The 3,044-nt window shown below is 72.5% G+C and carries 3 protein-coding genes; 2 read left to right on the forward strand and 1 reads right to left on the reverse strand.

The genetic code is table 11. The features are described 5' to 3' along the window. On the reverse strand, positions 1-685 hold a 685-nt coding region (locus tag QZ433_RS13500), incomplete at its 3' end, for a DEAD/DEAH box helicase (protein WP_295784434.1). Between the two features lie 170 nt (positions 686-855). Here QZ433_RS13500 and QZ433_RS13505 point away from each other — a divergent pair. After that, positions 856-2,400, forward strand: a complete 1,545-nt coding sequence (locus QZ433_RS13505) for an ATP-dependent DNA ligase (RefSeq protein ID WP_295784438.1) — start codon at positions 856-858, stop codon at positions 2,398-2,400. Positions 2,401-2,404: 4 nt separating this feature from the next. Beyond that, positions 2,405-3,031, forward strand: a complete 627-nt coding sequence (locus QZ433_RS13510; protein ID WP_295784436.1) for a hypothetical protein — start codon at positions 2,405-2,407, stop codon at positions 3,029-3,031. The last annotated feature ends 13 nt before the right edge of the window (positions 3,032-3,044 follow it).

Consider the following 3,044-nt stretch of genomic DNA (forward strand, 5'->3'; position numbering starts at 1 on the left):
CCGGCAAGCGCCGCGCCGTCGTCGACGATGTGCGGGATGCCGACAGGTGGATCTCGGGGCGGTCCATGCCGCGCACCTCGAGGTGCGGGTCGCGCATGCCCAGGCTCGACACGATGTCGTCGCGGACCGGAGCGGATGCCGTGGCCGTCAGCGCGAGCACGGGTGGGCGACCGAGCGCCTGCACCGCGTCGCCGATGCGCGCGTACTCGGGGCGGAAGTCGTGACCCCAGGCCGAGACACAGTGCGCTTCGTCGACGACGACCAGGCGCACGTCGGCCGCGGCCAACCGCTCGAAGACCTCGTCGTTGGCGAGCTGCTCGGGGGCGAGGAAGGCGTAAACGGATTCGCCGCTCTCGATCGCCGCCCACGCGGCCTTCTTGTCGCGCGCGCTCGTGCGCGAGTTCACAGCGACCGCGGCGGGGGCGTCGGGGGCGCGGTCGATCGAGTCGATCTGGTCGCGCTGCAGGGCGAGCAGAGGCGAGATGACGACCGTCACCCCGCCGAGTTCGCACCCGGCGATCTGGTACACCGCCGATTTGCCGGCGCCGGTGGGGAAGACGACGAGCGTGTCGCGACCACCGATGACCGCGTCGATCGCCTCGGCCTGACCGGGCAGCAGGTCGTCCCAGCCGAAGACCTCGCGGGCGGTGCGGGCGGACTGTTCGAGCGTGGCGGGAGCGTTCACGGGGCCTCATTCCTGGCGAAGACCCCCAGCACACCTCAGACCTCCGACATCGGCTCGGGGGTTGCGAGGACGTGCGTCGTGTGTCACCCGGCGGGCTCCGCGCGGTGGCATCGCGAGCCGCCTCGCGCAAGCGCGACGGCGATGTCGGAGGGGGATGCCACGATGTCCGCATGCTCTTCGGCGACATCGAGACGGCCCTCGCGACGGTCACGAACACGCGCTCGCGTCTGGCCAAGGTCGACGCCCTCGCAACGCTGCTGCGCGGCCTCGAGTCCGGCGAGATCGAACCCGTGGTCGGCTTCCTCACGGCGGCCCCGCGGCAGGGGCGCCTCGGCGTCGGCTACAAGACGCTGTCGAGCCGGGCCGTGGGGCACGTCGACACCCCGACGCTCACGGTCGCCGAGGTCGACGACGCGTTCAGCCGACTGATCGGCATCGGCGGCAGCGGGTCGGCGGCGCAGCGTTCGGCACTGCTCGACGACCTGGCCGCGCGCTCCACTGCGGGGGAGTGGCACCTGCTGGTCCGCGTCATGACCGGAGAACTGCGCACCGGCGCGCTCGAGGGAGTCCTGCTGGATGCCGTGGCGCGCGCCGCCGATCGCGACGCCGCCGCGGTGCGCCGCGCCGCCATGCTCTCGGGCGACCTGGGGCAGACCGCCCGGGTGGCACTCACCGGCACCGCCGACGATCTGGCCGCGATCGGTCTGATGGTCGGACGCGGCGTGCAGCCCATGCTGGCATCCACCGCCGCGACGGTAGCCGAGGCGCTCGCCGTCGCGGGTCGTGCGTCGGTGGAGTACAAGCTCGACGGTGCACGCGTGCAGGTGCACCGTCACGGCGACGAGGTGCGCGTGTTCACCCGCACCCTCGCCGACGTCACGCACAGGGTTCCCGAGATCGTCGAGATCGTGCGCGATCTGCCCGTCACCGACGTCATCTTCGACGGCGAGACCCTGTCGCTCGACGACGACGGGGCGCCCCGCCCGTTCCAGGACACGATGGCACGCTTCGGAGCCGAGACGGCGCGGGCCATCGCCCTGCGGCCGTGGTTCTTCGACATCCTGCACGTCGACGGTCGTGATCTCGTCGACGAACCCCTCCACGCCCGCCTCGACGCGCTCGAGAAGGTCGCCGCGCCGTGGCGCATCCCCGCGGTCATCACCGACGACGTCGCGGTCGCCGACGACTTCGCGCGTGCGGCGCTGGCGGCCGGTCACGAGGGGGTCATGGTGAAGGGGCTCGACGCGACCTACACCGCCGGGCGACGCGGCAAGAGCTGGCTCAAGGTCAAGCCGGTGCACACTTTCGACCTGGTGGTGCTCGGCGTCGAGCGGGGTTCGGGGCGCCGCGCGGGCTGGTTCTCGAACCTTCACCTCGGCGCGCGCGACCCGGACGGGCTGTTCGGCGAGCCGGGGGGTTTCGTCATGGTCGGCAAGACGTTCAAGGGTCTCACCGACGAGCTCCTGGCGTGGCAGACCGCGCACTTCGCCGAGCGCGAGACGGGCGAGGTGCCCGGAGGCATCCGCGTCGTCCCCGACACCGTGGTCGAGATCGCCATCGACGGGGTGCAGCGCTCGGTGCGCTACCCCGGCGGCGTGGCGCTGCGCTTCGCGCGTGTCAAGGCATACCGTTCCGACAAGCCCGCGGCCCAGGCCGACACGATAGACACGCTGCGCGCGCTGCTTCCCGGCGGCGGCGCTGCGACGGAAGGATGACGCGATGAGTCTGGCCCCCTGGCTCGACGGCGAGCTCGGCTACCGCAGTTTCGGCACCCCCGGCTCCCCGCGTGCGGTCTTCGTCCTGCGCACGGGCGACGTGGCGACCACGGATCCGGACGCGCGGATCACGTCGGGCTTCGACGTGCGCGTGGTGGCCGTGGGACTCGACGCTCCCGAACTCGAAGACCCCCCTGTCTTCGGCGGGCAGACTCCCGCCGGACTCACCGTCGACGCCCTGCGCGCCCTTCTCGAACGCGAGGCCCCCGGAGCGACGGTCGGCCTGGTCGGCGAGAGGGCGGCGGGGCCGATCGCGATCTATCTCGCGGCCGCGATGGGCCCGGTGGTCGACCGCCTCGCCATCGTGGGGGTCCGCAGCCCGTCCGATCCGCTCAGCCGCGACCTGCGGACTCCGCTGCTGGAGCACCTCGACGCCGAGGTGCTCGTCGTGGTCGGTGGAGAAGGCCCTGCCGATCACGACGACGCCTCGTGGTACGTCGATCGTCTGCGCGCCGCCCAGGCCGAGGTCGTGCCGTCCGACGACATCGACTCGGTCAACGGGCACGTCACCCTCACCTCGGTGTGGGATCGCGTGCTGACGCACGTCGCCCCGGGGGCCGAGCGGCGCTGACCACGCCCGGCTC

This window comes from uncultured Microbacterium sp., assembly GCF_913776565.1.
GTDB lineage: Bacteria > Actinomycetota > Actinomycetes > Actinomycetales > Microbacteriaceae > Microbacterium.